Source organism: Neobacillus sp. PS3-12, from assembly GCF_030915385.1.
GTDB lineage: Bacteria > Bacillota > Bacilli > Bacillales > Cytobacillaceae > JAEVLT01.
This window is the reverse complement of the sequence record NZ_CP133268.1, coordinates 1,213,545-1,237,073: the sequence shown is the minus strand read 5'-3', so window position 1 is coordinate 1,237,073 and position 23,529 is coordinate 1,213,545. Positions and strand designations below refer to the sequence as shown.

Below are 23,529 nucleotides of genomic sequence, written 5' to 3'. Positions count from 1 at the left end.
TTAATAATAAAAAGATATGATAATCATGCAAACCCCTTCATCCAAGGGCCAAACACAAAAAAGGTGAAAGCAGACCCCGCTTTCGCCTTTTTCTTTTTGAACATAAGTAAGTAATCCGGTTACCGATTTTTATTTCTAAATCCCATCATGATAGAATGGGGTATATACATAGTTGAATTATAGAATCAAATGAGGAGGAAAACGATGGACAGGAAAAAGTTAGTATTAATTGATGGAAATAGTATTGCATATCGAGCCTTTTTTGCTCTTCCATTACTTAATAATAATAAAGGAATTCATACAAATGCCGTTTATGGTTTTACAATGATGCTTATGAAAATACTAGAAGATGAGAAACCAACTCATATGCTTGTGGCATTTGATGCTGGGAAAACAACCTTCCGTCATCAAACATTTAGTGAATACAAAGGCGGACGGCAAAAAACACCTCCTGAGCTCTCAGAACAATTTCCGTTTATACGTGAACTGCTTGATGCCTATAAAATTCCCCGCTATGAGCTGGAAAATTTTGAAGCCGATGACATCATTGGAACCGTTTCTCTAAATGCTGAAAAAGAGGGATTTGATGTTAAGGTTATTTCAGGAGACAAAGATTTGACACAGCTTTCTTCAGACCGTACAACAGTGGGAATCACAAGAAAAGGGATTACAGATATTGAAGAATATACACCAAATCATATCAATGAAAAATATGGACTCACGGCAAAACAAATTGTCGATATGAAAGGACTTATGGGCGATCAATCAGATAATATCCCAGGAGTCCCGGGAGTTGGAGAAAAAACAGCGATAAAGCTTTTAAAAGAGTTCTCCACACTTGAAAATTTATTAAGTTCAATTGAACAGGTAAACGGAGCAAAACTAAAAGAGAAGCTTGAGGAATTTAAAGATCAAGCGGTGATGAGTAAACAATTAGCAACGATTGAAAGAGAAGCACCAGTCGCACTTAACCTTGATCAAATCGAATACGATGGTTTTGATAAAGAAAAACTGGTATCGATTTTTAAAGAACTGGGCTTCCAAACATTACTCGACAAGCTTGGGGACGAAGGGCTGGAGACAGAGCAAGAGGAACTTGAGGAAATTGACTATAGGATTCCAGATGAAATCACATCTGAAATCTTTACAGAGGAAAATTACTTTTATGTAGAAATTCTCGATGATAACTATCATTATGCTGATATTATCGGAATTTCACTAGTTAACGATAAAGGAAATTTTTTCCTACCAGTAGAAAAAGCCCTTAATTCTGAAGCCTTCAAACAATGGGCTGAAGATGATACAAAGAAAAAAATTGTTTATGACGCAAAAAGCTCAGAGGTTTCATTAAGACGTAGGGGCATTCATTTAAAGGGAGTCACCTTTGATACCTTAATTGCTTTTTATATTATTGACCCTTCTGAAACCATTGAAGGCTTATCAACCATTGCTAAAAAGTATAGTGTCCACAATATTCAATCGGACGATTCCTTTTATGGGAAAGGGGCAAAAAGGAGAATTCCTGAAGAGTCAATACTTGCTGAGCACCTTGTCCGAAAAAGTATAGCCATTTCAAAATTAACGGACTACTTGAAAAATGACTTAAGTAAAAATGAACAAGAAGAACTTTTTACGAAGCTTGAGATGCCACTGTCATTAATCCTGGCTGACATGGAATCGACTGGGATAAAGGTAGACCGTGAACGCTTACGAGCAATGGGCGAAGATATCAACGAAAAGCTTAACAAAATTGAAAGCAACATCCATTTGCTTGCAGGCGAAAAGTTTAATATTAATTCACCGAAACAATTAGGGATTATTTTATTTGAAAAACTAAGCTTACCTTCATTGAAAAAAACGAAAACAGGCTATTCAACTTCTGCAGATGTTTTAGAAAAATTAGCACCTGATCATGAAATTATTGACCAAATTCTTCAGTATCGACAACTTGGAAAGCTTCAATCAACGTATATTGAAGGGTTGCTTAAAGTAATTGATCCTTCATCAGGGAAGGTACATACAAGATATAATCAAGCTCTAACCCAAACAGGAAGATTAAGTTCAACAGATCCTAATTTACAGAATATCCCGATCCGCCTTGAAGAAGGTCGTAAAATCAGACAGGCATTCATCCCTTCAGAAAAGGGGTGGGTCATGTTTGCTTCTGACTATTCCCAGATTGAGCTTCGTGTTCTCGCCCATATTTCCGGTGATGAAAAGCTTATTCAAGCATTTAAAGCGGATATGGATATCCATACAAGAACGGCAATGGAGGTTTTCCATGTATCATCTGCTGAAGAAGTTACCTCCAATATGAGACGACAGGCTAAAGCCGTTAATTTTGGCATTGTGTATGGAATCAGTGATTATGGACTATCACAAAACCTTGGAATCACACGGAAGGAAGCTGGCCAATTTATTGAACGCTATTTCCATACCTACCCAGGAGTTAAGGAGTATATGGAAGAAATCGTTCAATTAGCGAAGCAAAAAGGATATGTCTCGACACTTCTTCATCGAAGAAGATACATTCCTGAAATAACAGCCCGTAATTTTAATGTTAGAAGCTTTGCGGAGAGAACGGCAATGAATACACCTATTCAAGGTACCGCAGCAGATATTATCAAAAAAGCAATGATTGATATGGCCGATGCATTAACGAAAAATAAGCTTAAAAGCCGTTTATTGCTTCAAGTTCATGACGAATTAATTTTTGAGGCTCCACAGGAAGAAATTGAAACCTTAAAAGTTTTAGTTCCAGAAATAATGGAAAATGCGATTGAACTGGAAGTTCCATTAAAAGTAGATTATGCTTACGGTCCAACATGGTTTGATGCAAAATAGAAAAGCGGAAGCGCCCGTTTAGCGACGTATGGACTGGAGCACATCGACTGAGATAAAGGAAACACGAAGAGCGTAAGCGATTCGATGTTGACTTATCGTAGGGAGATGGGCGAAGTACACTAGTCGCTGGGCGCTGGAGCTAGACAACACTAGAAGGGAAGATGGGAAATGCCAGAATTACCTGAAGTGGAGACAGTTAGAAAAACGTTAAAACAGCTAGTTCTTCACAAACAGATTGATCATATTTCCATCTATTGGCCAAAAATTATCAAAAGACCGTTAGAAATTGAACAGTTTATCGATGCATTATGCGGCGAGACTATTCTTGATATTGGACGAAGAGGAAAGTTTCTAATTATTTATACGGAACATTATGCATTAGTATCCCACCTTCGAATGGAAGGAAAATATGGCTTGTTTCAAAAAGAGGAACCAATCGATAAACATACCCATGTGATTTTCCATTTTACGGATCAAACTGAACTTAGGTATCGAGATGTTCGTAAATTTGGGACAATGCACTTATATAACAAGGGAGAAGAATTTGAAAAGGAACCTCTCATCGGGCTGGGTCCGGAACCTTTTTCAGAGGAATTTACCCAAAAATATTTATCTGAGAAATTGAAAAAGACCAATAGAAAAATTAAGCCTGCACTTTTGGACCAAAAGCTTCTCGTTGGTCTTGGAAATATTTATGTTGATGAAGCATTATTTCGGGCGGGAATTCACCCGGAACGACCTGCTAATAGTTTAGACGAAAAAGAAATTGTCGTACTCCACCGTGAGATTGTCTTGACATTAGGCGAGGCAGTTAAATTGGGGGGAGCACCATTCGCTCATATGTAAATTCCCAAGGGCAGATTGGAATGTTTCAATTGGAGTTATTTGCATATGGAAGAAAAGGAGAGCCATGTAAACGATGTGGTGCCATTATGGAAAAAAAAGTGGTGGGCGGCAGGGGGACCCATTATTGTCCAAACTGTCAAAGGATTTAATAACAGGATAAAAATGAATTGAATAACAATGGATAGGCTTCTTCCATATACTTTAAGTAGTGATTTGACAGGAAGGGGCTCTAAACATGATTCAATTCTTCTCACTTCTCTTGTTAGCTTTTGCCCTAAGTCTAGACAGCTTTAGCGTTGGGTTTACTTATGGGTTAAGAAAAATGGCGATGCCATTTAAATCAGTGTTAATAATTGCGTGCTGTACAGCCGTGTCATTATTAATTGCTGTGACAATAGGTCACGGGCTTTCAAGATTCCTTTCACCACAGATTACATCTGGCCTTGGAGGGGTAATTTTAATGGGTTTAGGGGCTGGAGTATTATACCAGTTTTTTAAACCAGAAAAGAAAAAGACCTGGATAAAGGTGAAAAAACGATCGTTAAAATTGAAATACGCTCTCTTGGCTTAGTCATAAATATTTTAAGAAAGCCAATGTCAGCTGATTTTGATCAATCTGGTACAATCACCGGTATCGAAGCGTTGATGCTTGGCTTCGCACTGTCACTGGATTCATTTGGAGCAGGAATAGGAGCAGCGATGCTTGGCTATTCTCCTATTTATCTAGCTCTCGCAGTTTCAATCATGAGTCCATTGTTTGTTCTTTTAGGAATAAAAAGCGGAACATTATTGTATCGCTTTGATTGGGTTCAAAAATTAACCTTTTTACCTGGAATCCTTTTAATCATTATTGGGGTTTGGAAATTATAGTTTTAGAAAGGAAAAATATAATGACATTGGTTGTTGGTTTAACTGGTGGAATTGCTAGTGGAAAAAGTACAGTTTCAAACATGTTTAAAGAAATGGGAATGACAGTCATTGATGCAGATGTTGAATCACGTTTAGCAGTTCAGCATGGTGAACCGGCATATAAGCAAATTGTTGGCACTTTTGGTGAGGAAGTATTATTGCCAGATGGCGAGATTGATAGGCAAAAATTAGGTTCTATTATTTTTCATGATGAACAGAAAAGACTGCTGTTAAATGAAATCGTTCATCCAGAGGTAAGAAGAAGGATGAATGATAAAAAAGCTTTGGCCATAAAAAATGATGAAAAAATCGTGATACTCGATATACCATTATTGTTTGAGAGCAAATTAACCAATATGGTGGAACAGACACTTCTTGTTTATGTTGATCGAAACATACAACTAACCAGGTTAATGGAAAGAAATCATTTATCAAAGGAAGAAGCAGAAGCAAGAATTCAATCCCAAATGCCGCTTACCGAAAAAATAAAACTAGCGGACAAAAAGATTGAAAATAATGGTTCACTTACGGAAACAAAAAGACAGCTAAATGAAATTTTAACGGGCTGGGGAGTACTATGAGAATAAATAAGCATAATAAAATTTGAGTTATAAAGGGGCCTTGCCCCTTCAGATTATCGAGAAAGGGGTATTTTCTCGGCAATTTTTTATTTTACCAGAATTTAAACACTAAATTTTTTTGGTGATTCCTGCAAATGGGCCTGTTGATTTCCGCTCCGGACACTCGCTTTCCGCGGGGAGGTCCTGGAGCCTCCTCGGCGCTTTGGCGCCTGTGGGGTCTCCAGTGACCTCTATATCCCTCAGGAGTCGAGTGCCCTCCGCTCCAATCAACAGAGTAGCAAATCAACATAAAGTATTGCAACACACTTTTTTAACCTAAATGTGTTGCAATCTTCTATATTTTGACGGGCTGCAGTTAGACGAGGCTTAATCACTCGCTTTCTTCAATCCCCGTAACCGACAGTAGAAGTACATAAATTCAAATTCAGGATCAGTTGTACTGAACTGAATTTCTTTACTTTTTTTCACTTTCTCCCTTCTCTTTATCGGGTTTTTCCGTACGCCATTTTGTCCTCCTATACGGCTTTGTTTAGTTCATCAAAGTATTCTTGTGACTCTACTTCTATCTCTTCTCATGTGTTTTTGTTGTTATTTGCCTTTGCTTTTAGATGCGTAGAATTCGTAAACAAAACTTGTCCACCCACCATTTAAGGGTTCATTGCGAGAAGAACAATCTTATTAAAAATCTCCTGAAAAAGTTTGTATCCTTAAAACGGTATTGACGATTCTTGGTAATCGTGTGGTACTGGGTCCTTGAATTTTAAAACCTAAAAACCGAACTTAAACATTGGTTTCACCACATTTTGATTTATTAGTTGGGCTGAAGAACTTTATTGAAAATACTCGTTGATTGGTGCGGAAGGCACGAAGACTCCTGCGGGAGTACGGGGCTGGGGAGACCCCACAGGCGCTTTTCGCGCCGAGGAGGCTCCCCGGCAACGCCCGCGGAAAGCGAAGTGCCTGGAGCGCCAATCAACAGACCTGTTTAAAAGCCTATACATCAATACTATTAAACTGTATTAAAGCAGTGAACAATTAAAGTGATTGAATAAAATGAAAGGCTGCCGAGTTTTTCGACAGCTCGAAGGGGCCTTGCCCCTTTTTTTATGCCTAAAAAAGTTAATTATATTGTGAAGATTAAAAACAAATGAAAATTCCGCTAATAATATTGCCACAATTAAAATGAATTATGTTATACTATTTGTATCTAAATGATGAATGAGTATAACATTAATGTGGAAGGAGCCGTCAAATGAAGGCAAGAATTGCAATCAACGGTTTTGGAAGAATTGGAAGAATGGTTTTTAGAAAAGCGATCATGGAAGATAAGCTTGAAATTGCTGCTATAAATGCAAGTTATCCTGCTGAAACATTAGCGCATTTAATAAAATATGATTCTATTCATGGCCCATTCAATGGTGAAGTCATTGCACTGGAAAATGAATTAATTGTAAATGGAAAAAGAGTAAAGTTATTAAGTAATCGTAACCCAGAACAACTTCCGTGGGGAGAAATGGGTGTTGATATTGTAATAGAAGCAACTGGAAAATTTAATTCACGTGAAAAAGCAAGTTTACATCTAGATGCTGGTGCAAAGAAAGTAATTTTAACAGCACCAGGAAAAAATGAAGATGTAACTATCGTCATGGGGGTAAATGACGACATGCTTGATATTGAACAACATCAAATCATTTCAAATGCATCTTGTACAACAAACTGTCTTGCTCCGGTTGCCAAAGTGCTCGACGAGAAATTTGGAATCGAAAACGGGCTAATGACAACCATTCATTCCTATACAAATGATCAAAAAAATATTGATAATCCACACAAAGATTTACGCCGTGCACGTGCCTGCGCCCAATCGATCATTCCTACGACAACAGGTGCTGCCAAAGCATTGGCATTAGTTTTACCACAGTTAAAAGGAAAACTGCATGGTCTTTCATTGCGTGTGCCAACACCAAATGTTTCACTCGTTGATTTAGTTGTAGACTTAAAAAAGAATGTAACGGCAGAGGAAGTTAATAATGCTTTCATTGAAGCGGCAAATGGTCCATTAAAAGGTATTCTTGGATTTACCACTGAACCGCTTGTGTCAGTAGATTTTAATTCAAATGAACACTCAGCCATTATTGATGGGCTGACTACAATGGTGATGGGCACTAATAAAGTAAAGGTTTTGGCTTGGTACGATAATGAGTGGGGATATTCTTGTAGGGTTGTTGACTTAACTCTTCACGTAGCAAAGGAAATGGTAAAGATAGCACGGGTTAAAGTAAGTTAAAAAAATGTTGCTGCCAATTTGGCAGCAATTTTTTTTGCGCTTATCTAAGCTTGAATATTATCCATTTTAGCAAATCCGAGAAAAAGTATATAATAGATTAAAAAAGTTTTAATAGTTCTTTTCATGCAGTTAACGTATAGGAACAAAGGTATTTTTTATTGGAGGATGAGCAATGGCGATCACAGATATTTTCTTACGTTATAAAAAAGAAATTGAAACAAATGAGAAGCAGCGGGATGAAAGTTTAAAAACCCATTATTACAAAGGAACTGTAAACCAAATCTTTGAAAAGGTCGAGAAGATTATTTCTAATGATGCTGATTGTACCATTACAACGATTTCGAAAGAACACGGTGAAATAGCATTTGAAATTGATAAACCAGTTGCGTGTTTTATGGTGGCTACCATGGTTTCGATCAAGCCTTTAGAAACAGCAGTGGACTTCACCATTTCTACAGAGAAATTTTCACTTTTTGGAGTAAATCCAGCTCTAAGAAAAAGAATCATTTCGTTCTATGACCGAATAGACAAACTGCATATGTGAATTGGCGGAAATGGTAAAATTTCCTCATAGTTGTACTTGTTTTACATGGTTCTTTTTAATATGATAAGAATGTATAAATTCTTGAATTTGAGAAAGTGTCAAACCCAGCGCTTAGCAACAGTCTATTTCATTAGAGGGCACTTGCGCTTTTATATTATTTTTAGGATATTTTTTGTTACAATGGATTTGGAGTTGATTATTCATGAAATGCCCTTCATGTCAAAATTATGGTACACGAGTGCTTGATTCCCGGCCTGTTGACGAGGGGCGGGCTACAAGAAGAAGGCGAGAATGCGAAGAATGTGGATATCGCTTTACGACTTTTGAAAAAATAGAGGATATTCCGTTGATCGTTGTTAAAAAGGATGGAACGCGCGAAGAATTCAGCCGAGATAAAATTTTGCGGGGCTTAATTAAAGCGTGCGAGAAAAGGCCAGTGGCCTTGAAAGATCTTGAGGATATTACCCAAGGGGTGGAAAAAGATATCCGCAGTCAAGGTATTTCCGAAATTAAAAGTGATGAAGTTGGGGAAATGGTGATGGACAGGCTTGCCTCTGTAGATGAAGTTGCCTACGTCCGCTTTGCCTCGGTTTATCGTCAATTTAAAGATATAAATGTTTTTATTGAAGAACTAAAAGAATTAATTGAGAAAGAGAAATCCTAGGGGCTAAATATATTTGGCCCCTTATTCTTTGAAGGAAGGATTGAATGCGTGTGGGGCAGCATTGGCAGGAACTTGTTCCAATTGATCGTTATATGGTTCATGCAAGCGGGCTCCTTTATGAGTATGATCGAAAAGTGCTGACATTTTTATATCAGCCCTTGATTGGACCGGTTTGTCTGAGTTTGTATATGACATTATGGGCGGAGCTTGAAGAAAATCGATTATGGTCTGAATCTTCTTCCCACCATATACTAATGAATCTGCTTGGACTTAATTTAAAGGATATTTATGAAGCAAGGTTAAAATTAGAAGGCATTGGTCTATTAAAAACACTTGTGAATGAAGAAGATGAAATCCGCTCTTTTGTATACGAATTACAGCCTCCATTAACACCAGAGCAGTTTTTCTTAGATGGAATGTTAAATATCTATTTATATAGAAAAATTGGCAAAAACCACTTTTTTCGGTTAAAGCGTTTTTTCAGTGAGCGTAAAAATCCAACAGACAAAGAATACCGTGACGTAACAAGAGCTTTTCAGGATGTTTATTCATCGGCTACACCCAAAACCCTAAAATATTTGCAGGATGTTTCAAGTGATTTAAAAGCAGACGATAAAAATAATTTTATCGGCCGAAATGAACAAAGTGGGATTCAAATTGATGTTCGTCAGTTTGATTTTGACTTATTAATGGCCGGGTTAAATGAATCGCTGATTCCTCAAAAAGCAATCAATCAGAAAGTAAAGGAAGCTATAAGCAATTTGGCTTTTCTTTACGATATTGATGCCATCCAAATGAAGAAATTCTTGTTGGATGCCTTTAATCCGAATAGCGATGAGATTGATATTGAAGAGCTTAGAAAGGCGGCACGTGATTGGTATCAATTTGTCAATTATGATGAACTTCCAAGTCTGATCGAGCGGACACAGCCATTGAAATATCAAGTTCAGCAGCAAGAACCAAAAACACCTAAGGAAAAAATGATCCGTTATTATGAAACGACATCTCCATTAAAGGTCTTAGTCGACCGTTCTAACGGAGCTGAACCTGCTGCATCCGATTTGAAAGTAATTGAAAGTTTGATGATTAATCAGCAACTGCCACCTGGTGTAGTAAATGTTTTAATTGATTTTGTCCTACTTCAAACTGATATGAAGTTTACAAAAAACTATGTCGAAAAGATAGGCAGTCAGTGGACCAGGAAGAATGTAAAAACGGTAATAGAGGCAATGGATCTAGCGATTAAAGAAAATGAATCTAAAGCTTCCTCAAGCGGCGGAGATAAAAATAGGCAAAAGTCCTTTAAACAAAAACCAATTCGCACGGAAATTTTGCCTGATTGGTTTGATGAAGAACAGCAAAAGAGAACAGAAAACCCACATAAGGAAAAAGAAGCTGATGTGGAAGCCAAGAAACAAGAAATTGAAGAAATTCTTAAGGAGTTCAAGAAATAGGTGATGAGAGAATGGAAAATATAAACGAAACTCTAAAAAGATTAGCTTCTAATCAAAGCTTTCAAAAACGTTATGCTGATATTAGAAACCAAGTTCTCAACCATCCTGAGATAAAAGATTTTTTAGCGAAAAACCGCGAAATCTTAAATCAGGAGATGATTGAAAAAAGTATAACAAAACTGTTCGAATATATGAATCAAAGCAAGGAATGTAATAAATGTATCAGTCTTGATAAATGTACCAACGTGATAAAGGGCTATCATCCAAAATTGGTCATTACTCGAAACAGTATTGATATAGAATATGTACGTTGTCCTAGGAAAATTATGGATGATGAAAAACGGAAAAATGAACGGTTAATTAAAAGTTTACATGTTCCAAAGGATATTTTATCAGCAACCTTTGAAAGCCTTCAGCAGGATACATCACGCTATGAGGCCATAAAAAAAGCTGTGCTTTTTGTAAAGAACTATCAACGGGATCATCATCAAAAGGGTTTATATTTATATGGAAAATTTGGCGTCGGAAAATCCTATTTGCTTGGAGCGATTGCCAACGAGCTCGCCAACAACCAAATTTCTTCGATGATCGTCTATGTTCCAGAATTATTTAGGGAATTAAAAAATTCAATTGGTGATGCATCACTAAATGAAAAAATTGAAGCTTTAAAAAATGAACCGATTTTGATGCTGGATGATATAGGAGCTGAAGCTGTTTCAAGCTGGACCAGAGATGAAATATTGGGACCTCTCCTGCAATTTCGGATGCTGGAAAACCTGCCGACCTTCTTCACCTCCAATTTTAATCTCCAGGGCTTAGAGCATCATTTAGCTTACAGTCAACGAGGCGAAGAAGAAAAACTTAAGGCTGCGAGAATCATGGAGCGAATTCGCTATTTATGTGAACCTGTAGAGGTAGATGGGCCAAATCGGCGATATTAAAAGTGTAATTATATAAGTGCAAACTGCCAATATATTTTGGCAGTTTTTTATTTTGCCTTCATTTGTACTTACTTCTATTTCGGCCAAGTTCCCCATATACATTAATTACAGAAATATGAATGAAGGGGGGATTGTGTTGGCAGAAATCATCTTTCAAAATAAGGATGATGCAGAAAAATTTCATCATCACTTGCTGAAAGTATTAAAACTTACATCTGAAAATGAAAAAATTCTTCTTCATGAAGACCGCCATATACTTAAGATTATGGAAAATAAACTTACTCATGATTGTTTGAATCATATTAGAAAAGCATTTTATGATTTTGTCATCGAGGTTAAAAGGGATGACTGGTTTAAGGGGATTTTAGCTGAAAATTATTATTTTCAAGACCCGGAAGAGCAAGGGCATGTTATGGAAATTATCTATTCGATCCTTGAAGGAGAAAGGAAGGACCTTGAGATTTTCCTCGAAAAAACAAGCCAGGAACAAAGAATTAAGGAAGCCATTGATCAAGTTTTTCAAGATAATATCTCACTTTCATTTGATTCTTTTATTAAATTTCGCTTGCGTCCATATTTGCTTGATTTAGAAAGCTATGTGAAGATTTCAATCGATGAATACAAGATGGAGCAGGAATATCAAATCTTTGTACAAACCCTTCGCGAATTTTTACAAGAACGAACACCGAAAATGGAGATTCTCCATTTACTGTTAGATGAAGAAATCATTTTTTATAATGAAAATTCAGAAGAAATTAAAAGGGGCGAGCTAATCAAGATGATTGACAGGAAACTGCTCTCTAATCATCCTGTCTACGTTGATTCTGCTTCAATTGCTCCGCTTTTGTCGATTGCTCCTACAACGATATTCCTTTACACCAAAAACCCAGATGAGGCCTTGGTAAGGACAATCAGCAATATTTTCGAAGAGAGAGTAAGGGTACTGCCATTCCATCATTTTTATGATCAATTTCAATGTATGAACTGGGAAAATAGCTCTGATCCTTTTGAAAATGGGCAGTAAGAAATCTATTATTAATACTTTTGCAGATATTGATCCCTTGATTTTTGAAAGTGGAATCATTATAATAACTTACATAGTTACGCAAGTGGATGATTTTTAGTCTGCTTCTCATTTTAATCAATATTTTGCAAAAGTGATGATAAGGATAACAGTATTCATTTACGGTTTATAGAGAGGGAAGTCTGAGGCTGTAAACTTCCTAACACGAATTGAATGCTTACCACCTTTAAACTTCAGCTTTGAACACTTCATTAGAAGTCAGTAAAGGTTGACGGTGCGCAGCCGTTATTTGTCCAAAGTCACTTTTTCTCGTAAAAAAGTGAAAAATTTGGGTGGAACCACGTGTAAATAACTCGTCCCTAGTCTCTAGGACGGGTTTTTTTATTGTCTAAAAAAAATTAAAGGAGGAAAAAATGATGTCAGATATTGTAAAATTAACATTTCCTGATGGAGCGGTAAAGGAGTTTTCACATGGAACAACAACAGAAGATGTTGCTGCATCCATCAGTCCAGGATTAAGAAAAAAAGCCATTGCTGGCAAATGGAATGGACAATTAATTGATTTTCGCCGTCCAATTCCTGGAGATGGTTCAATAGAAATTGTTACACCGGATTCAAAAGATGCCCTGGAGGTATTGCGCCATAGCACAGCCCACCTTATGGCTCAGGCAGTCAAAAGAATATATCCAAATGTAAATTTAGGAGTAGGTCCAGTCATTGAAAGTGGTTTTTATTATGATATGGATTTAGAGGAATCATTAACACCTGAAGATCTTCCAAAAATCGAAAAGGAAATGGCGAAAATTGTAAATGAAAATCTTGAAGTCATTCGCAAGGAAGTTAGCCGAAATGATGCCGTTAAACTTTTTGAAGAAGCAGGAGATCCATATAAAATTGAGCTAATTGAAGCAATTCCAGAGGATGAAACTGTCACTATTTACGAACAAGGAGAGTTTTTTGATCTTTGTCGTGGTGTCCATGTACCATCCACTGGAAAGATTAAAGAATTTAAATTACTAAGCATTGCTGGTGCCTATTGGCGCGGTGATAGTGATAATAAAATGCTCCAGCGTATCTATGGTACAGCATTCTTCAAAAAAGAAGATTTAGCAGAGCATCTGAGGCTTTTGGAAGAAGCAAAAGAGCGTGATCACCGTAAGATTGGTAAGGAACTAAACTTATTTACGACTAACCAGCTAATTGGACAGGGGCTTCCATTATGGATGCCAAAAGGCGCAACAATCCGCCGTATCATTGAACGCTATATTGTCGATAAAGAAGTAAGTTTAGGCTACGATCATGTTTATACTCCAATCATGGGAAGCGTAGATTTATATAAAACATCCGGTCACTGGGATCATTATCATGAAGATATGTTCCCTGTTATGGAAATGGATAATGAGGAACTTGTGCTTCGCCCAATGAACTGCCCTCATCACATGATGATTTATAAAAATGGTATCCATAGCTATCGCGAGCTTCCAATTCGCATTGCTGAATTAGGTACAATGCACCGTTATGAAATGTCGGGTGCCTTATCGGGCTTGCAGCGTGTCCGCGGGATGACATTAAACGATTCACATATCTTTGTTCGTCCGGACCAAATTAAGGAAGAGTTCCAACGGGTTGTAGAGTTAGTTCTGGATGTTTATAAGGATTTCAATATTTCTGATTACTCTTTCCGTTTATCTTACCGTGATCCGCAAGATACAGAAAAGTATTTTGATGATGATGTAATGTGGGAAAAAGCACAAAGCATGCTAAAGGAAGCAATGGATGATCTCGGCCTCGATTATTATGAAGCAGAAGGTGAAGCCGCATTCTATGGTCCGAAGCTTGACGTTCAAGTAAGAACAGCATTAGGCAAGGATGAGACACTTTCAACTGTACAGTTGGATTTCTTGCTGCCTGAACGCTTTGACTTAACTTATATTGGAGAAGACGGCAAACAGCATCGTCCTGTCGTTATTCACCGTGGTGTTGTATCAACAATGGAACGGTTTGTCGCTTACCTCATTGAAGAATATAAAGGTGCATTCCCAACATGGCTTGCGCCAGTGCAGGTTCAGGTTATCCCTGTTTCTCCAGAAGTTCATTATGATTATGCCAAGCAGGTTCAAGAGCAGCTTAAGAGAGAAGGCTTCAGGGTTGAATTAGATGGCCGTAATGAAAAAATTGGCTATAAGATTCGTGAAGCGCAAATGCAGAAAATACCTTATATGCTGGTTGTCGGTGATAAGGAAGTCAGCGAAAAGGCTGTCAATGTCCGTAAATATGGTGAACAAAACTCAGAGACTGTAGCATTCGACAGTTTCCTTGCATCACTAAAGGCTGAAGTGAACAGGGGATAATTTTGAAAAAATTACCCTATTGAAAAACTCTGTTTAATAGGGTAAAATGATTTTTGTTGCCAAGAAAATAGTTATTTGACTTCTATCTTCGACTGTGATATAGTTACAAAGGTAAAATTGAATACATGTTTTGGGAAAAGCAGAAGCACCCGCTTCTCACCTGATTGACGCGAGACTTACGGCAGTTGGCAGGTTTACGTGAACGAATTGATTCATTAATTATGTTTCGTAAAGTGTGGGTGTTTACATCCGCACTTTTTTGTTTATGTATTTGAAAATTCTTGCCGATTCAACTAGGCCGGTTGTCAAATGTCAAGAGATTGATGGGGGTTTCTCGTATCAACATTGATGCTGCAACCTTGACCCAAAAAGTTGTATTCGTGATGAAACCTTGGAGGTGGCTAATTATTAGCAAAGATATGTTGTTAAACGATGGCATTCGTGCTCGTGAGGTTCGTTTAATTGATCAAAATGGAGAGCAGTTAGGAATCAAATCCAAAAATGAAGCGTTAGAAATTGCTGGACGAGTAAATTTGGACTTGGTACTTGTTGCACCGAACGCAAAGCCTCCAGTAGCCCGAATTATGGACTATGGAAAATTTAAGTTCGAGCAGCAAAAGAAAGACAAAGAAGCTCGTAAAAATCAAAAAATCATCACTACTAAAGAAGTTCGTCTTAGCCCGACAATTGATGAGCATGATTTTAATACCAAGCTTCGTAATGCAATTAAGTTTTTAGAAAAAGGCGATAAAGTAAAAGCTTCGATCCGTTTTAAGGGCCGGGCAATTACGCATAAAGAGATCGGACAACGTGTTTTAGACCGTTTTTCTGAAGAGTGCAAGGAAGTAGCTACAATCGAGTCTCATCCTAAAATGGATGGCCGCAGCATGTTCCTGGTTCTAGCACCGAAAATCGACAAGTAATAGGGAGGAATTCCAAATGCCAAAAATGAAAACTCACCGCGGCGCTGCAAAGCGTTTCAAGAAAACAGGTTCTGGCCAACTTAAGCGTGACCATGCTTATACAAGCCATTTATTTGCTAATAAGTCTACAAAAGCAAAACGTAAACTTCGCAAATCAGCTCTTGTTTCTAAAGGCGACTTCAAACGCATCCGTCAATTATTAGACAATATTAAGTAATTTCGAAACCCATTTCGATTTATATAGGAGGGAAAGTACATGCCACGTGTAAAAGGCGGTACAGTTACGCGCAAGCGTCGTAAAAAAATTCTTAAATTAGCTAAAGGTTATTTTGGTTCAAAACATACATTATATAAAGTTGCTAACCAGCAGGTTATGAAATCTTTACAATATGCATTTCGTGACCGTCGCCAGAAAAAACGCGACTTCCGTAAACTTTGGATTACTCGTATCAATGCAGCAGCACGCATCAACGGTCTTTCTTACAGCCGTTTAATGCATGGTCTTAAGCTAGCAGGTATCGAAGTTAACCGTAAAATGCTTGCTGATTTAGCTATTAATGATGCAAATGCTTTTGCAGAATTAGCAACTGCAGCTAAACAACAATTCAATAAGTAATCAAATTAAAATAGCCATTCTCAGGTTCCCGAGGATGGCTTTTTCCATAACTATGGGGGTGGAGGAAAATGGAAATTATTTTGTTTTATTTACTCATGAATCTTGTTGGTTTATTTATAATGAGGGTAGATAAAAATAGAGCCATACATCACGAGTATCGCATTTCTGAAAAGTCATTGTGGTTAACGGCTTTGCTTGGCGGTGCTGTCGGGACAACGCTTGGAATGCAGCTGTTCCGTCATAAAACGAAACACTTGTCTTTTAAGATTGGTTTTCCGCTTTTAGCCTTTATTGAATTGATCCTGTTTATCTATTTTTGTGCGTCGGCCTTTTTATCTCATTAATTCAAAAAAGGGATTATTCCAATTGATTTTCGCTTTAGGATATTGCTTATGAATCTTCTGCTCGATAAAGAGGTAGTCTGGAAGATCTAATTTTGTCAGATCGGCAGAATTATGAGTCCAAATATAAATGGAATCGACTCTGAATGAATTTATGTCGGAGTCAATATGTTTTTCTCCTTCAAGAACGACACCTTTATAGGTAAGAAGAAAATTTTTTCGGACATTATTTTTGTCATCGATTATATAGTAACGTTTTTGTTTAACAGCATGCTTAAACTTTCGGTTTGGTGTTCCAATCGTTTTAATAAACAGGTTTAGAAAGTAAAGAATAAGTGAAATAAGAATACACCATAAAAACCAAACCATCATCCGATCCTCCACATTGTTTTTCATTCATACGAAATGGAAATAAAAAGGTTTCGTTTATTTAAAAAATATTTTAAATAGTATTGAAAGGATTGAGAATATGTCTCTTGAAAAATTGTTTGAGATGCAGTTAGCACTTGACCGCTACATTGAGGAAAATCACCAATTACAAAATGAGAATTTATTTGATAGAAAGGTTCTTGCATTGCTTGTAGAAATTGGAGAGCTTGCAAACGAAACGAGATCTTTTAAGTTCTGGAGTGTGAAACCTTCATCAGAAAAAAAGGTCATCCTGGAAGAGTTTGTTGATGGTGTCCACTTTATTTTATCATTGGGATTAGAATGTGGCTTTCAAATCCAAGGGTTAAAAATGGAGAGGGAACCGTCCACACAAGACGTCAATGAGCTATTTCTAAAAATCTATCATGCTGTAAGCATTTTTCAAATGACAAAAAGTTTAAGTGATTATCAGCGTGTATTCGAAGGTTATTTACAATTGGGGACATTGCTTGGAATCGAGTTTGAGGAAATGGAACAGGCATATATTGAAAAAAATGAAGTAAATTATAAAAGACAGAATCAAAACTATTGATTTGTAAAGCTTCATTTTTAGTGGGTATAATGAAAAATGTGCATATATGAAGGGGGTCTATACATGGTGAAAATGGATGAAACATTAACGATGTTAAAAGATTTAACCGATGCCAAAGGTGTTCCGGGAAATGAACGTGAAGCTCGAAATATGATGAAAAAATACATAGAACCATTTGCAGATGAAATAACGACCGATGGGCTTGGAAGCTTAATTGCCAAAAAGACTGGCAAAGAAGGCGGTCCTAAAATTATGATTGCCGGCCATTTGGATGAAGTCGGTTTTATGATTACGCAAATTGACGACAAAGGCTTTTTGCGTTTTCAAACGGTTGGCGGCTGGTGGTCACAGGTGATGCTTGCCCAGCGTGTAACAATAGTAACCAAAAAAGGTGATGTTACAGGTATTATTGGCTCAAAACCGCCGCATATTTTATCACCTGAAGCTCGTAAAAAGCCGGTGGAAATTAAAGATATGTTCATTGATATAGGTGCCTCAAGCCGTGAAGAAGCTGTTGAGTGGGGGATTCAGCCTGGTGACATGGTTGTTCCGTATTTTGAATTTACAGTCATGAACAATGAAAAAATGCTTTTAGCAAAAGCGTGGGACAACCGCATTGGCTGTGCGATTGCGATTGAAGTATTAAAAAGGCTAAAAGGCGTTGATCATCCGAATATCCTTTTTGGTGTAGGAACCGTTATGGAAGAGGTAGGTACCCGCGGCGCCAAAACAGCGGCCACGAAAATTGAGCCGGATATTGGCTTTGCCCTTGATGTAGGTATTGCCGGAGACACTCCAGGAATCTCTGAAAAAGAGGCACAAAGTAAAATGGGCAAGGGTCCGCAAATTATTCTGTATGATGGATCGCTGGTATCCCATAAAGGATTGCGTGATTTTATTACATCAACAGCTGATGAGCTAAATATTCCTTATCAATTTGATGCTATTCCAGGCGGCGGAACAGATGCTGGTTCAATCCATTTATCGAATAATGGCGTTCCATCGATTGCGGTGACCATTGCAACAAGGTATATTCATTCACATGCCGCTATGCTCCACCGTGATGATTTTGAAAATGCAGTCCAATTACTGGTTGAAGTGATTAAACGATTAGACCGCGAAGCAGTTGATAAGATTACGTTTGAATAAGTATGTACCCCCGAGATAAATCGCTCGGGGGTTTATTATTTGGGCTTGAAAGAAAGTAGTTATTTCGCCGATTTTGCTGTTAATTTCGCCAAAAATAATTTTATTTCGCCAAATCGGATGATTATTTCGCCAAACGCAAAAAAGCCGCCAACAAGGCGGCATCTCATAGCTTATTGTTTTAACCCGCTTTCAAGTGTTTGCAGCATTTCTTTTTTATCTTGTTCAGATGAATTTTGCCATATAACTTCAAATAAAACACCAAGACCAGGAAGCATTTTTTCTTCGCCGCTTTGAATCGCATCAACAATCGTATCTTCTAATTGATCCTGTGTATTGTTGGAAACATTATGAATGATCGCATTTCTTAGGTTTAAATTCATACATTCATACTCCTTTTTTCATAATTTCTTTTATATCATTTCTAACTTTGGATTTTTTATGTATATAAGGTAAGCTATAATAAGAAAACATTAAGGAAAAGGAGAGACTGTCTTGAAGGAAATTCAGTCTGTAAAAAATCCACAGGTAAAACAGTGGAAAAAACTATTAACAAAAAAAGAACGGGACAAAACGGGTACTTTTTTAATAGAAGGGTTCCATTTAATTGAAGAAGCATTAAAACAACCAGAACAAATTATCGAAATTATTGTTTCTGACAAAATAGAACTCCCTCCCCGCTTAGATTTTGGTTCAAACTCTATTACTACCGTAACAGATGAAATTTCAAAGGAATTATCTGATACTGAGACACCGCAAGGAATTTATGCGATATGCCGAGAAACAGTAGACCAAACATACGTTGAAAAAGCAAATTCATTATTATTAATTGATGCTGTTCAAGACCCGGGAAATCTGGGAACGATGATCCGTACCGCTGATGCAGCAGGAATTGATGCCGTTATTGTTGGTTATGGCAGTGTCGATATCTATAACTCAAAGGTTTTACGATCGGCCCAAGGAAGCCATTTTCACCTTCCGATTGTCCGCGGAAACCTTGAGGAATGGATTGAAACATTAAAGAAAAGAAATATCCCTGTATATGGTACTGCTCTAGAAAATGCAAAAACCTATACAGAAATAGCACCGCAAGAGGAGTTTGCCTTAATTGTCGGAAATGAAGGAAGCGGAATGAACAAAGATCTGCTCGCCAAAACCACATCCAATCTTTACATCCCAATCTATGGGCAAAGTGAATCGTTGAATGTAGCTGTTGCTGCAGGGATCTTACTGTATTATTTAAAAAAGCGCTAATCTTTATTTGAAACCGTCGGAAAATTATTATATAATTATCAACAAATTGTTCATAACAAAATGTTGACGGAGAAAAGTATTTTGTTCATTACCATTTAGGGAGAAAGTACCGTGACTGAAAGTACTTTTATGGTTAGGGCAAGAGAAGTTCACCTCCCGAGTTGGCATCGGGACCATTTCAATCTTGAAATGTAAAGATGCGCCTGCACATGCCGTTATCCGAATGAAGCGAACACAGTCGTTGTACATAAATGTGTTTAAAAGGGTGGTACCGCGAATAAACCTCGTCCCTTACCAGGGATGGGGTTTTTTTATGCATTCGAACAATATTCGTCAATTGTAAATCCGATAAAGGAGGAAGAAAAATGGAAGAACGATTAAAAGAATTGCAGGAAGAAGCACTTCAAAAAATTTTACTGTCTGCGGACTTAAAAGAACTAAATGACATCAGGGTTGCCTATCTGGGAAAAAAAGGACCAATTACTGAGGTATTGCGGGGAATGGGTAAGCTATCTGCGGAAGAACGTCCAAAAATGGGTGCGCTCGTTAACGAGGTCCGTGAAGTGATCGCTGGAAAAATTGAAGAGAAACAAAAAGAATTAGAAGAAAAAGCTGTCAACGAAAAATTGGCTTTGGAAACGATCGATGTTACGCTCCCTGGTCGTCCGATTAAGACAGGAAACCATCATCCTCTAACAAAAATCATCGAAGAGATTGAAGATCTATTTATTGGTATGGGATACGAGGTTGCCGAGGGACCAGAAGTAGAGCAAGACTACTTTAACTTTGAGGCGCTTAATTTACCAAAAGGCCATCCTGCCCGTGATATGCAAGATTCATTTTATATTACCGAAGAAATTTTATTAAGGACACATACATCGCCTGTTCAGGCCCGTACAATGCAGAAGAACCAAGGAAAAGGTCCTATTAAAATTATTTGCCCTGGAAAGGTATATCGCCGCGATAATGATGACGCGACACATTCCCATCAGTTTATGCAAATTGAAGGGCTTGTTGTCGGCGAGAATATTCGCATGAGCGACCTGGCTGGGACACTTGAAGTATTTGCTAAGAAAATGTTCGGTGAGGACCGTGAAATTCGATTAAGACCAAGCTTCTTCCCATTCACGGAGCCGTCTGTTGAGATGGATATTTCTTGTAAAATTTGCGGCGGCAAAGGCTGTAATGTATGTAAAGGTACTGGCTGGATTGAAATCCTGGGTGCAGGAATGGTTCACCCGAACGTCCTTGAAATGGCAGGCTATGATTCGAAAAAATACACTGGCTTTGCTTTTGGTATGGGTCCAGAGCGGATTGCGATGCTGAAATATGGTGTAGATGATATCCGACATTTCTATACCAATGATGTTCGGTTTTTAAATCAATTTTCTAAACACGAGTAAGTAAAGGAGGAATACGATATGTTCGTTTCATATAAATGGCTTCAAGACTATGTAGATTTATCTGGCGTATCGGCAACAGAATTAGCTGAAAAAATTACGAAAAGCGGTATTGAAGTAGAAGGTGTTGAAGTACTAAATGAAGGCATCCAGGGAATTGTTATTGGCTATGTCCTGGAATGTGAGGATCACCCAAATTCGGATCACCTGCATAAATGCCTTGTTGATCTTGGGGAGGAAGCTCCTGTCCAAATTATTTGTGGAGCACCAAATGTTGCTCAGGGTCAAAAAGTAGCAGTGGCCAAAGTAGGTGCTGTTTTACCAGGAAATTTTAAAATCAAGCGTGCTAAACTCCGTGGCGAAGAATCCAACGGAATGATTTGTTCACTCCAAGAACTTGGAATCGAAGCTAAAGTGGTTGCCAAGGAATATTCTGAAGGGATTTTTATTTTTCCAGCAGATGCCAAGGTCGGTTCGGATGCAATGGCCTTATTAAACCGCGATGACCAAGTGCTGGAACTAGGCTTAACACCAAATCGTTCAGATTGTTTAAGTATGCTCGGAGTTGCCTATGAGGTCGCTGCTATTTTAAACAGAGAAGTGAAATTCCCTGAAACCGATTTACAGTCTGTTCAAGAAAAAGCTTCGGATTATATTAAAGTAACCGTTGATGCAAGCGAGGATAATCCATTATATTCAGCCACAGTTATAAAAAATATTAAAATTGGTCCTTCTCCATTATGGATGCAAACACGTTTAATGTCTGCGGGCATCCGTCCGCATAATAATGTTGTCGATATTACAAATTATATTTTGTTAGAATACGGCCAGCCATTGCATGCATTTGATTATGACCGTTTAGGTTCAAAAGAAATTCTTGTTCGCCGTGCAAAAGATGGGGAAACAATTGTTACTCTTGATGACACGAAGCGTACCCTTACTTCTGAACATCTTGTGATTACAAACGGTCAAGAGCCAGTTGCCTTAGCTGGTGTAATGGGAGGCGCCAATTCAGAGGTAAGTGCTGAAACTACAACAGTTTTATTGGAAGCCGCTTATTTTACTGGTGGTGTGATTCGTAAGGCTTCAAAAGATCACGGTTTAAGAAGTGAAGCAAGCAATCGCTATGAAAAAGGCGTTGACCCTAACCGTGTACGGGTAGCAGGCGAACGTGCCGCTTCTTTAATGGCAAAATACGCTGGCGGTGAAGTTCTAGATGGCAGAGTAGAAGTTGATACATTAACGATTGAGCCTGCAGTTATCTCCATTACACTTGAAAAAATCAACCGCGTTCTTGGTACCAACATTTCTGCTGCTGAAGTAAAAGAAATTTTTGAACGTCTACAATTTGATGTCACTGCAGAACAAGAAACGATTACCGTTACAGTTCCAACGCGCCGCGGCGATATCAAAATTGAAGAAGATTTAATCGAAGAAGTTGCTCGTCTTTATGGTTACGACAATATTCCAAAAACATTGCCAATTGGTTCAACGACACCTGGTCGGTTAACGGAATATCAGCAAAAGCGTCGTGTTGTCCGTCAATACCTTGAAGGTGCAGGTCTTTATCAAGCTGTAACTTATTCGTTAACAAGTGAAGATAAAGTTACCCAATTTGCTCTTGAAAAAAGAGATGCGATTCGTCTGGCAATGCCAATGAGTGAGGACCGCAGCATGCTTCGTTTAAGCATTTTGCCACAATTACTTGAAGTGATTAAATATAACAGTGCTCGTCAAAATGACAGTTTAGCGGTCTATGAAACCGGTGCAGTATTCTTAGCAAATGGCAAAGATGTTCAGCCCGAAGAGCAAGAACATTTAGCAGGAGCTATAACTGGTCTTTGGGTGAACCATTCATGGCAGGGAGAGAAAAAGCCAGTAGACTTTTTCGTCATTAAAGGAGTATTAGAAGGGTTATTCGAAAAACTCGGATTAACCGATCAAGTGAAATATGAGAAGGCAAACGTCGAAGGAATGCACCCTGGACGGACTGCCTCCATTCTCCTAAATGGTGAAACAATCGGCTTTGTAGGTCAAGTTCATCCAAGTGTGCAAAAAGAGTTGGATATTAAAGATACGCTTGTGTTTGAACTTTCATTAAAGGCTGTGCTTGAGGCAGCGACTGAACCGTTACAATACACATCTATTCCACGATTCCCGTCGATAACAAGAGATATTGCTCTTGTAGCAGAAAAAGAAGCTGCTTCTGGAGCTTTGAAAGAAATTATACTTTCAGCTGGAGGCCCATTGTTGAAAGAGGCTTATGTTTTTGACTTATATGAGGGTGAGCATATGGAAGCAGGGAAAAAATCCATTGCCTTCTCATTGAAATATGCAGACCCTGAACGGACATTGACGGATGAAGAAGTGACAAAAGTACATGATAAAGTCCTTAAAGCATTAGCAGAACAAGCTGGAACTGTTTTAAGGGGATAACAAAAAAGCG

General features: G+C 38.0%; 20 protein-coding genes, 2 pseudogenes and 1 other annotated feature. Of the genes and pseudogenes, 20 read left to right on the top strand and 2 right to left on the bottom strand.

What is annotated here, in order from left to right:
• The first annotated feature begins 204 nt into the window (after nucleotides 1-204).
• The 15 genes and pseudogenes from polA to RCG17_RS06345 all read left to right on the top strand — a co-directional run bounded on the left by polA (nucleotide 205) and on the right by RCG17_RS06345 (nucleotide 16,325).
• The gene (gene polA, locus RCG17_RS06415; RefSeq protein ID WP_308174405.1) at nucleotides 205-2,844 is read left to right on the top strand and encodes a DNA polymerase I; all 2,640 of its coding nucleotides are present in this window, start codon (nucleotides 205-207) and stop codon (nucleotides 2,842-2,844) included.
• A 168-nt stretch (nucleotides 2,845-3,012) separates the two neighbouring features.
• Nucleotides 3,013-3,839 (top strand): annotated as a pseudogene (gene mutM / locus RCG17_RS06410) (DNA-formamidopyrimidine glycosylase).
• 89 nt (nucleotides 3,840-3,928) lie between these two features.
• Nucleotides 3,929-4,560, top strand: a pseudogene (gene ytaF / locus RCG17_RS06405) (sporulation membrane protein YtaF).
• 20 nt (nucleotides 4,561-4,580) lie between these two features.
• Nucleotides 4,581-5,180: a dephospho-CoA kinase gene (gene coaE, locus RCG17_RS06400; protein ID WP_308174404.1), complete on the top strand. Its 600-nt coding sequence runs from the start codon at nucleotides 4,581-4,583 to the stop codon at nucleotides 5,178-5,180.
• 1,252 nt (nucleotides 5,181-6,432) lie between these two features.
• Complete coding sequence (locus RCG17_RS06395) at nucleotides 6,433-7,464, top strand: glyceraldehyde-3-phosphate dehydrogenase (protein ID WP_308174403.1); 1,032 nt, start codon at nucleotides 6,433-6,435, stop codon at nucleotides 7,462-7,464.
• A 172-nt stretch (nucleotides 7,465-7,636) separates the two neighbouring features.
• On the top strand, nucleotides 7,637-8,008 hold the full coding sequence (locus RCG17_RS06390) for a hypothetical protein (RefSeq protein ID WP_308174402.1): 372 nt from the start codon (nucleotides 7,637-7,639) through the stop codon (nucleotides 8,006-8,008).
• 202 nt (nucleotides 8,009-8,210) lie between these two features.
• Nucleotides 8,211-8,672 (top strand): transcriptional regulator NrdR, encoded by a 462-nt coding sequence (nrdR, locus tag RCG17_RS06385; protein WP_308174401.1) that lies wholly within the window; start codon nucleotides 8,211-8,213, stop codon nucleotides 8,670-8,672.
• 44 nt (nucleotides 8,673-8,716) lie between these two features.
• Nucleotides 8,717-10,126: a replication initiation and membrane attachment family protein gene (locus RCG17_RS06380; RefSeq protein WP_308174400.1), complete on the top strand. Its 1,410-nt coding sequence runs from the start codon at nucleotides 8,717-8,719 to the stop codon at nucleotides 10,124-10,126.
• Between the two features lie 11 nt (nucleotides 10,127-10,137).
• Nucleotides 10,138-11,067 (top strand): primosomal protein DnaI, encoded by a 930-nt coding sequence (gene dnaI, locus RCG17_RS06375; RefSeq protein ID WP_308174399.1) that lies wholly within the window; start codon nucleotides 10,138-10,140, stop codon nucleotides 11,065-11,067.
• Between the two features lie 136 nt (nucleotides 11,068-11,203).
• On the top strand, nucleotides 11,204-12,091 hold the full coding sequence (gene ytxC / locus RCG17_RS06370) for a putative sporulation protein YtxC (protein ID WP_308174398.1): 888 nt from the start codon (nucleotides 11,204-11,206) through the stop codon (nucleotides 12,089-12,091).
• Nucleotides 12,092-12,507: 416 nt separating this feature from the next.
• Nucleotides 12,508-14,442 (top strand): threonine--tRNA ligase, encoded by a 1,935-nt coding sequence (gene thrS, locus RCG17_RS06365; protein ID WP_308175780.1) that lies wholly within the window; start codon nucleotides 12,508-12,510, stop codon nucleotides 14,440-14,442.
• 131 nt (nucleotides 14,443-14,573) lie between these two features.
• Nucleotides 14,574-14,709: a sequence feature (ribosomal protein L20 leader region), on the top strand.
• A gap of 152 nt (nucleotides 14,710-14,861) precedes the next feature.
• On the top strand, nucleotides 14,862-15,365 hold the full coding sequence (gene infC, locus RCG17_RS06360; RefSeq protein ID WP_308175779.1) for a translation initiation factor IF-3: 504 nt from the start codon (nucleotides 14,862-14,864) through the stop codon (nucleotides 15,363-15,365).
• 16 nt (nucleotides 15,366-15,381) lie between these two features.
• On the top strand, nucleotides 15,382-15,582 hold the full coding sequence (gene rpmI / locus RCG17_RS06355) for a 50S ribosomal protein L35 (protein WP_308174397.1): 201 nt from the start codon (nucleotides 15,382-15,384) through the stop codon (nucleotides 15,580-15,582).
• Between the two features lie 39 nt (nucleotides 15,583-15,621).
• Complete coding sequence (gene rplT, locus RCG17_RS06350; RefSeq protein WP_308174396.1) at nucleotides 15,622-15,981, top strand: 50S ribosomal protein L20; 360 nt, start codon at nucleotides 15,622-15,624, stop codon at nucleotides 15,979-15,981.
• Nucleotides 15,982-16,049: 68 nt separating this feature from the next.
• Nucleotides 16,050-16,325 carry a DUF1294 domain-containing protein gene (locus RCG17_RS06345; protein ID WP_308174395.1) on the top strand — a complete coding sequence of 92 codons (276 nt, stop codon included), beginning with the start codon at nucleotides 16,050-16,052 and terminating at the stop codon, nucleotides 16,323-16,325.
• Here RCG17_RS06345 and RCG17_RS06340 read toward each other — a convergent pair.
• Complete coding sequence (locus tag RCG17_RS06340; protein ID WP_308174394.1) at nucleotides 16,314-16,694, bottom strand: sigma-w pathway protein ysdB; 381 nt, start codon at nucleotides 16,692-16,694, stop codon at nucleotides 16,314-16,316. The genes RCG17_RS06345 and RCG17_RS06340 overlap by 12 nt on opposite strands.
• A 97-nt stretch (nucleotides 16,695-16,791) precedes the next feature.
• Here RCG17_RS06340 and RCG17_RS06335 point away from each other — a divergent pair, with 97 nt between their 5' ends.
• Both RCG17_RS06335 and RCG17_RS06330 read left to right on the top strand, forming a co-directional pair.
• A complete protein-coding gene (locus tag RCG17_RS06335) occupies nucleotides 16,792-17,283 on the top strand; it encodes a dUTP diphosphatase (protein ID WP_308174393.1) in 492 nt (163 codons plus the stop codon).
• 63 nt (nucleotides 17,284-17,346) lie between these two features.
• Nucleotides 17,347-18,432, top strand: coding sequence for a M42 family metallopeptidase (locus RCG17_RS06330; RefSeq protein WP_308174392.1), 1,086 nt, complete (start codon nucleotides 17,347-17,349; stop codon nucleotides 18,430-18,432).
• A gap of 170 nt (nucleotides 18,433-18,602) precedes the next feature.
• On the opposite strand, the gene sspI is transcribed toward RCG17_RS06330, so the two are convergent.
• On the bottom strand, nucleotides 18,603-18,812 hold the full coding sequence (gene sspI / locus RCG17_RS06325; protein ID WP_308174391.1) for a small acid-soluble spore protein SspI: 210 nt from the start codon (nucleotides 18,810-18,812) through the stop codon (nucleotides 18,603-18,605).
• Nucleotides 18,813-18,924: 112 nt separating this feature from the next.
• On the opposite strand from sspI, the gene RCG17_RS06320 reads away from it, so the two are divergent.
• The 3 genes from RCG17_RS06320 (at nucleotide 18,925) to pheT (ending at nucleotide 23,519) form a co-directional block, all read left to right on the top strand.
• Nucleotides 18,925-19,683, top strand: a complete 759-nt coding sequence (locus RCG17_RS06320; protein ID WP_308174390.1) for a TrmH family RNA methyltransferase — start codon at nucleotides 18,925-18,927, stop codon at nucleotides 19,681-19,683.
• 365 nt (nucleotides 19,684-20,048) lie between these two features.
• Nucleotides 20,049-21,086, top strand: a complete 1,038-nt coding sequence (pheS, locus tag RCG17_RS06315; protein ID WP_308174389.1) for a phenylalanine--tRNA ligase subunit alpha — start codon at nucleotides 20,049-20,051, stop codon at nucleotides 21,084-21,086.
• A gap of 18 nt (nucleotides 21,087-21,104) precedes the next feature.
• The gene (gene pheT, locus RCG17_RS06310; protein WP_308174388.1) at nucleotides 21,105-23,519 is read left to right on the top strand and encodes a phenylalanine--tRNA ligase subunit beta; all 2,415 of its coding nucleotides are present in this window, start codon (nucleotides 21,105-21,107) and stop codon (nucleotides 23,517-23,519) included.
• The last annotated feature ends 10 nt before the right edge of the window (nucleotides 23,520-23,529 follow it).